Origin of the sequence: Pseudomonas sp. UBA6315 (assembly GCF_002438125.1) — a bacterium.
GTDB lineage: Bacteria > Pseudomonadota > Gammaproteobacteria > Pseudomonadales > Pseudomonadaceae > Aquipseudomonas > Aquipseudomonas faucium.
On record NZ_DJTF01000189.1, the window covers coordinates 22,729 to 30,200 of the forward strand.

The window sequence follows — 7,472 nt, forward strand, 5'->3', positions numbered from 1 at the left end:
TGTGGGAGCCAGCCCCTGCAGGATGACCATCATTCCTGAGAACGGTGGCGTACCTGTGGGGGCCGGCTTGCCGGCGATGGGGCCGGCGAGCCTATCAGCCGCGCTGCGGCACGCCCTTTTGCCCCGACCGGCGGTTGGGCGCCATGCCGTTGGCCAGCAGCGTTTGCTCAACGCTGGCGTACTGCTCGCCGATCCGGTAGATCGCCCGGGCTTCCTTGCCGCTGGCGATTTCGCGGCCCAGCTCATGGGCCACACGCACGGTCTGCTGAATCTGCTGCACGGAACTGAAGCGCTTGCCATGCTGGTCGATGATGGTGTCCTCGATGCCGCAGCGTGGGTGCAGGCCCATGGCCAGGGCCATGGTGTTGAACGGCAGCACGTTCTTGAGCAGCGATTCGGCGGTCAGCGTGCAGCCATCCGGCGCACGGTGCACGAAGTTGAAGAAGTTGAACGGGTTGGGGCCGTCGAAGCCGCCACCGATGCCGATCCAGGTCAGGTTCAGCGGGCCTTTGTAGACGCCCTTGCGCACCAGGCGCTCGAGGGTTTCCAGGGCGTGCATGCCGGTCAGCTGGAAGTGCGGCTGGATACCGCTGGCCTGCAGCCGGCGCAGGTGCTCCTCGACCCAGGCGGGGCCGGCGGGCACGGTCATTTCACTGTAGGCGGCGATGATCGCAGGGTTGGCCAGCGAGGTGCCTTCCAGGTACTCGGGGTACAACAGCTCCATGATGTTCATCTGGGTGGTGTTGATCGCCACCGTCACCTGGTCGGGCTTAGGCGTCAGCTCGGCCAGCATGTGCCGGGTGTCGTCGCTCAGCCACTTGGCCGCCTCGCCCTCGCCTTCCGGGGCGAAGGAGATCGAGCCGCCGACCTGGATGATCATGTCCGGCACCGCTTCACGCACACCGGCGATCAGCTCGTTGAACTTGGACAGGCGCTTGGAACCGGTGCCATCGAGCTCGCGCACGTGCAGGTGAAGCACGGTGGCGCCAGCCTCGTAGCAATCGACGGCCTTCTGCACCTGCTCGTCCATGGTCACGGGGATGTCTTCAGGGAAGTCGTCGGGCATCCACTCGGGGCCGTAGGGGGCCACGGTGATCACCACCTTTTCCATGTTTTCCGGGTGCAGCGAGTCGTCGAAGAATTGCATGTGCGGGTCCTCAATCTTGTTCTTGTAGGGTCAGAAAGTCGCGTCGCCCATGATCCCGGCGCGCTCCATCTTGCGGTGGCAGGCGGGGTAGTCCATGACGGCGTAATGCTGGGTGCTGCGGTTGTCCCAGATGGCGATGCTGTTGGGCTTCCAGCGCCAGCGCACCTGGTACTCGGGGATATAGGCCTGGCTGATCAGGTAGCGCAGCAAGTCGCCGGCGCCGGGGTTGGCGTCCTGGCCGAAGCGCACCCGCTCAGGGGTGTGGTAGTTGCTGAAATGGGTGGCGAAGGCGTTGACGAACAGCACCTTTTCGCCGGTTTCCGGGTGGGTGCGCACCACCGGGTGCTCGGCATCGGGGAAGCGCGCCTTGAGCGCCAGGCGTTTCTCGATCGGCATGGCCGCGCCAAAGCTGGCCTCGATGCTGTGGCGGGCACGCAGCCCTTCGATGCGCGCCTTGATCTCGGTCGGCAGGTTGGCGTAGGCCAGCACCATGTTGGTCCACATGGTGTCGCCGCCGACCGCCGGGGCTTCCACGCAGCGCAGCACGCAGCCCATGGGCGGCGCCGCGCGCCAGGTGGCGTCGGTGTGCCAGGCGTTTTCGTAGCGGTCGATCGGGGTGTCCGGCGACTTGTAGATCTGCACCAGGCCCGGGTGCTCGGGGTCGCTGCCGACCACCGGGTGGTCCTCCAGCTCGCCGAAGCGGCGGGCGAAGGCCACGTGCTCGGCGCGGCTGATGTCCTGGTCGCGCAGAAACAGCACCCGGTGCCTGAGCAACTGGGCGCGGATCTCGGCGAACAGGCCGTCATCGTGTATGGCATCGGCCAGCCTGACGCCCACCAGCTCGGCACCGATGGCGCAGGTCAATTGTTCGACTTGCATGGCGCTGCCCTCCTCAGATGACGAAGATCGACGAGCCGGTGGTCTTGCGCGATTCCAGGTCACGGTGCGCCTGGACCGCGTCCTGCAGGGCGTAGTGCTGGTTGATCTCGATCTTGATGCGGCCGCTGGCCACGTGGTCGAACAGCTCGCTGGAAAGCCGGGCCTTTTCCGCAGGGTCTGCGATGTAGTCGGCGAGCGCCGGGCGGGTCATGAACAACGAGCCTTTCATGGCCAGGATCTGCGGGTCGAACGGCTCGATGGTGCCGGAGGCGGTGCCCACGCAGACCATCAGGCCACGGCGCTTGAGCGAGTCCAGCGAGCCCATGAAGGTGGTGCGCCCGACGCTGTCGAACACCACATTGACACCCACCCCGTCGGTCAGCTCGCGCACGCGCTTGGCCACGTCTTCGTGGCTGTAGTTGATGGTGTGGTCGCAACCATGGGCGCGGGCCACTTCGGCCTTGGCGTCGGTGGACACGGTGCCGATCACGGTCAGGCCGAGCAGCTTGGCCCACTGCGAGACGATCAGGCCGACACCGCCGGCGGCGGCATGCAGCAGGATGCTGTCACCCGGCTTGAAATCGTACAAGCGGCGCATCAGGTACGACGCGGTGAGGCCGCGCATGGTCATGGCCGCGGCGGTTTCGAAGGCGATGGTTTCCGGCAGCTTGATCAGCGCCGCGGCCGGGATCAGGCGCTCGGTGCTGTAGGCGCCGAGGGTGTTGAGAAAGCCGGTGTAGGTGACCCGGTCGCCGACCGCGACGTGGCTGACGCCCTCGCCCACCGCCTGGACCACGCCCGAGGCTTCCACGCCCATGCCGTTGGCCAGCGGGATCGGGTAGGTGCCGTTGCGAAAATAGGTGTCGGCATAGTTCAGGCCGACCGCCACGTGGCGCAGGCGCACCTGCCCCGGGCCCGGTTCGCCGACTTCGACGTCTTCGTAGCGCAGGACCTCAGGCCCTCCGGTTTCGTAGAAACGTACCGCTTTGGCCATGCCAATCTCCCTTCTTGTCGTTATTGTCGAATTGCAACATTCGTCTTGAAGGGCAATTTAGGCCGTTGCGCCTTGCGCCGCTTATCATCGGACGACAACGGTTTTTCAGTTCATGACAGCGCCCTCGGTTTCACTGCCGAGGGCGCCTGGGGCAAGGCTCAGAACGCCGAGATGCCGCCATCCACGGCAATTGCCTGGCCGGTCATGTAGCTGTTTTCGCGGGCGCACAGCATCAACATCGCCGCGACGATTTCCTCTGGGGTGCCCAGGCGTTTCATCGGCGAGCCCTGGGCGAGAAACGCCTGCTGCTCGCCCACTTCGCTGCCGGTGACCATGGGCGTTGCGCTGTAGAACGGGCACAGCGCATTGACGCGGATGCCACGGCGGGCGTACTCGACCGCCGCGGTGCGGGTCAGCCCCACCACCGCATGCTTGGCCGCGGCATAGGCGGCCAGCTTGGGCGCACCGCCGAGCCCGGCCATGGAGGCGACATTGAGGATCACCCCGCCCCCTTGCAGCAGCATCTGGCGGATCTGCTGCTGCATGCAGAAGAACACGCCCTTGGTGTTGACCGCGTGGCTGCGGTCCAGCTCTTCTTCGGTGGTGTCGACGAAGCGCTTCATCGGCGTGAGGATGCCGGCATTGTTGACCCCCACATCGAGCCGGCCAAAGGTGGCCAAGGCCGCGTCCACCAGGGCCTTGACCTGCACCTCGCGGGTCACGTCGCAAGGCACCGCCAGCACCGTGGCGCCGGCCTCGCGCAGGGCCCCGGCCACCCGTTCAAGGCCCGTGACGTCACGGTCGCCGAGCACCAGCCGGGCACCCAGCCCGGCCAGGCGCTCGGCCAGCAAGGCGCCAAAGCCGCTGGCGGCGCCGGTGATCATCACCACCTGGTCGCGATAGCTGTGGAGGTTCATCCGGCCACCTGCGTGCGGGCCAGGATCTTCTTCGCCAGGCTCATGCGGTGCACCTCGTTCGGGCCGTCATAGATGCGGAAGCTGCGCGCATCGCGGAAGATCCGCTCGACGATCGATTCGCCGGTCACGCCCTGCCCGCCCAGCACCTGCACGCAGCGGTCGATCACCCGCCAGATGGCCTCGGAGCTGAGCACCTTGGCCACGCTCGACTCGAAGTTGCCGCGCTCGCCCTGGTCGAGCACCCAGGCGCAGTGCCAGATGGCCAGGCGCGTGGTGTGCAGGTCCATCTCGTTGTCGGCGAGCATGAAGCCCACCCCCTGGTGCTCGCCCAGTGCCTTGCCGAACGACACCCGGCGGTTGGCGTAGCGGCAGGCTTCGTCGTGGGCGCGGCGGGCCTGGCCCAGCCAGCGCATGCAGTGGGTCAGGCGCGCCGGGGCCAGGCGCACCTGGGCGTAGCGGAAGCCCTTGCCCACCTCGCCCAGCACGTCGCTGGCGGGGATGCGCAGGTTGTCGAAACGCAGCACCGCATGGCCGCCGGCGAAGCAGCTGTCGAGCGAGTCCATCATGCGCTCGAGGATGAAGCCTGGGCGGTCGGTGTCGGTGAGGAACATGGTGGCGCTGCCGTCCTCCATGCGCGCCATGATGATCGCCAGCTGCGCGCCCTCGGCACCGGTGATGAACCATTTCTGGCCGTTGATGACGTAGTCGTCGCCGTCACGCACGGCCTGGGTGGTCAGCATCGAAGGGTCGGAGCCGGCGCCCGGGCTCGGCTCGGTCATGGCGAAGCACGAGCGGATGCGGCCCTCTACCAGCGGCTTGAGCCAGCGCGCTTTCTGCGCCGGCGTGGCCACCTGTTCGAGCAGGTGGATGTTGCCTTCGTCGGGGGCATGGATGTTCAGCGCCACCGGGCCCAGGGTGGAGTAGCCGGCCTCTTCGAAGACGATCGCCTTCTCGATGTGGCTCAGGCCCAGGCCGCCCATGCCCCGCGACGCATGCGGGGTCAGCAGGCCGTGTTCACGGGCCTGGTCGAGCAGCACCTGGCGCAGCTCGGCGCTCGGGCCGTGGGGTGTCTGGCGCGGGTCGCGCTCCAGGGGGATGGCGACATCGGCGACGAACTGGCGGACTTTGGCTTGCAGGGCGGTCAGCTCGGCAGACAGGGCGAAATGCATGGCGGTGTTCCTTGTAGGCAAATGGGTTCAGGCGTGCAGGCGGCGCGGGTCGATGGAGGCGTGCACATGCTCCATGACGGTCTTGTCGATGGTCGCCTTGCCCGGGTCGTAGGCGCTGTAGTTGAGGGTGCGGATGTAGGCGCGCAGCACCTGCGGGCCGGCCATGTCGATGTCGACGATGTTCAGGCAGGCCGGGTCCTGCTCGAAGGCGGCCAGGGCGCCGAGGCCGGCGCCGCAGGCCCAGGCCAGGAGGATGCGGTTGACCGCGTCGTGGCTGACCAGCAGCAGCGCGTTCCAGTGCGGCTCCTGCAGCAGTTGCTGGAAGCTGCCCAGCACCCGCTGCTGGAACGCAAGCCACGGCTCGCCGCGCAAGAACGCCGCCTCAGGGCGGTCGGCAAGCTGGTAAGCCTGGGCCACTTCGCGGTGCAGGCATTCGCGGGGGATTTCCCGCAGGCGGCCGGCGCGGATCTCGCGCAGTTCGGCGCGTTCTTCCACCGGCAGTTCTCGGCTGCCCAGCAGCTGGTCGAGGGTCTGCCGGGTGCGCGGGTAGTTCGAGCACACCGCGCGGTCGAACGGCGCCTGCGCCAGCACCTGGCCCAGCGCCTGGGCCTGGGCTACGCCCTTGGCCGACAACGGCACGCTGCGCGGGTCGAGGGGGCGGCCGCTGGCGTCGAAGTAGTCGACGTGGCCGTGGCGCACCAGGTAGCAGCGGCGCCGGCGCACGGGTTGGGCGGGTTGTTCAGTCATGGGCCAGTACCTTGGGGTTGCTGATGCACAGCTGCGCGCGGTTGATGCGGCGCAGCGCCGCCAGCAGGCGCTCGCGGGCCTCGCCGGGCGCGTCGTAGGCGCCCTGGCGTATGCGCCGGGCGAGCTCGCTGCGGGCTTGCTCCGGGGTCGCCTGGCCTTGCAGCAAGTCGCCCAGGGCCTGGCGCTCGGTGTCGGCACAGGCCGCGCCCTGGGCCAGCTCGCGGCTGGCGATCAGCAAGGCGCTGGCCACCATCCGCGCTTCGTAGTGCAGATGCGCCGGCAAGGCGGGCAACAGCTGCTGGAGCACGGCATCGCGGGCGGTGAGCAGCAGGTCGTGGGCATCGGGCTGGTTCATGGGCGGCCTCCTTGGGTGAGCAACAGCAGTTCCTGTTCCAGTTCGCTGACCATGCGCCCGGTCAGCGCCAGCTCCAGCGAGCGTTGCTGGCCGCAGAGGTGGCGTTCGGCCTGCTGCAGGGCGATCAGCGCCCAGCGCAGGTGCGCCATGACCTGCCAGAAGCGCAGCGTGTCGCGGTCCAGGGCCAGTGGCGCGACACTGCGGTAGCCGGCCAGCAGGTCGTCGAGGTGGCCGATGCCGCCCGCCTCCAGCTGTGGCCGGGCGAAGCGCCAGCAGCGGGCGGTGAACCAGCCCAGGTCTTCGCGCGGGTCGCCCCAGCCGGCGAATTCCCAGTCCAGCACGCCGCTCAACTGGCCTCCCTCGACCATGTAGTTGCCGGTGCGGTAGTCGCGGTGGATCAGGCAGGCCGCCAGGGGCGCGGGCTTGTTCAGCTCGCACCAGCGCAGGCCCCATTCGATGATCGGGTGGCTGCCCGGCAAGGCATCGAGGTAGCTGCGGTACTGATCGACACTGGCCTGCACCGCATCGGCAACCGGCGCGGGCAGGAACGCCAGCGCCGCCTGCGGTGGCCGCAGCTGGTGCAGGCGCGCAAGGTTGGCCCCCAGCTCCCGGCACAGGGCCGGGTTGCCTTCGCCGCTGGTCAGGCGGTGGCCGGCGGCGCTGCCGGTCAGGGCCTGCATGATGAAGAAATCACGCCCGATCACTTCCGGCACCTGGCACAGCCACAGTGGCTCGGGCACTTTTACCCCGGCCTGGTGCACGGCGCTGAGCACGGCGAACTCCTGCTCGCGGCTCATGCTCGCCGCCACGGCGGTGGCTGCGTCGGTGCGCAGCACCCAGCGCTGGGGCACGCCGGCTACTTCGGCCTGGAGCAGCCAGTTTTCCTGGATGGCGCCACCGGACAGGCGCTCGCTGTGGGTGATGCGCACTGGCTGGCCGTGGAGGCGCGCCTGTAGATAGGCAGACAGCACCTCATGGGCGTCTGCGACGTCGATGCGAGCGCTGGCTTGCTGCGCGAAATGACTGCTTGGCATGGTCGATCCAACTCACTGTTCACACGTAATGGAGCACTAAGCAAGATGGTTGCCAGATTGTGTTTTATTTTTGAAATACCTTGTAGATCAGTATGTTGGGATTGATTTTCGAGTGTGGAGATTGTGTTTTATTGCAAGTGTGAACAGCGTCGTTTCAACGCTGAAACTGCTGTTCATTCTTGCGCTCGACGGGCGATTTTCAGTGTCGGTGAGATCGAGCGCCGCCCGCG

The 7,472-nt window shown here is 67.5% G+C and carries 8 protein-coding genes; all 8 read right to left on the bottom strand.

The genetic code is table 11. The annotated features are described in order from the left end of the window. Positions 1-94: 94 nt before the first annotated feature. The 8 genes from B3E94_RS22970 to B3E94_RS23005 all read right to left on the bottom strand — a co-directional run bounded on the left by B3E94_RS22970 (position 95) and on the right by B3E94_RS23005 (position 7,242). The gene (locus B3E94_RS22970; RefSeq protein ID WP_176516994.1) at positions 95-1,147 is read right to left on the bottom strand and encodes a 3-keto-5-aminohexanoate cleavage protein; all 1,053 of its coding nucleotides are present in this window, start codon (positions 1,145-1,147) and stop codon (positions 95-97) included. Between the two features lie 30 nt (positions 1,148-1,177). Next, on the bottom strand, positions 1,178-2,026 hold the full coding sequence (locus tag B3E94_RS22975; RefSeq protein WP_286915338.1) for a TauD/TfdA dioxygenase family protein: 849 nt from the start codon (positions 2,024-2,026) through the stop codon (positions 1,178-1,180). Positions 2,027-2,039: 13 nt separating this feature from the next. Beyond that, positions 2,040-3,020, bottom strand: a complete 981-nt coding sequence (locus B3E94_RS22980; RefSeq protein ID WP_176516990.1) for a quinone oxidoreductase family protein — start codon at positions 3,018-3,020, stop codon at positions 2,040-2,042. A gap of 158 nt (positions 3,021-3,178) precedes the next feature. Continuing rightward, positions 3,179-3,937: an SDR family NAD(P)-dependent oxidoreductase gene (locus B3E94_RS22985; protein ID WP_286915340.1), complete on the bottom strand. Its 759-nt coding sequence runs from the start codon at positions 3,935-3,937 to the stop codon at positions 3,179-3,181. Next, positions 3,934-5,106 (bottom strand): acyl-CoA dehydrogenase family protein, encoded by a 1,173-nt coding sequence (locus B3E94_RS22990; protein WP_286915341.1) that lies wholly within the window; start codon positions 5,104-5,106, stop codon positions 3,934-3,936. The genes B3E94_RS22985 and B3E94_RS22990 overlap by 4 nt, the downstream gene beginning before the upstream one ends. A gap of 27 nt (positions 5,107-5,133) precedes the next feature. Continuing rightward, positions 5,134-5,853 carry a histidine phosphatase family protein gene (locus B3E94_RS22995; protein WP_286915342.1) on the bottom strand — a complete coding sequence of 240 codons (720 nt, stop codon included), beginning with the start codon at positions 5,851-5,853 and terminating at the stop codon, positions 5,134-5,136. Then, positions 5,846-6,208: a DUF6285 domain-containing protein gene (locus B3E94_RS23000; RefSeq protein ID WP_236238229.1), complete on the bottom strand. Its 363-nt coding sequence runs from the start codon at positions 6,206-6,208 to the stop codon at positions 5,846-5,848. Before B3E94_RS23000 ends, B3E94_RS22995 begins: the two co-directional genes overlap by 8 nt. Then, positions 6,205-7,242 (bottom strand): phosphotransferase family protein, encoded by a 1,038-nt coding sequence (locus B3E94_RS23005; protein WP_286915344.1) that lies wholly within the window; start codon positions 7,240-7,242, stop codon positions 6,205-6,207. Before B3E94_RS23005 ends, B3E94_RS23000 begins: the two co-directional genes overlap by 4 nt. Positions 7,243-7,472 lie beyond the last annotated feature (230 nt).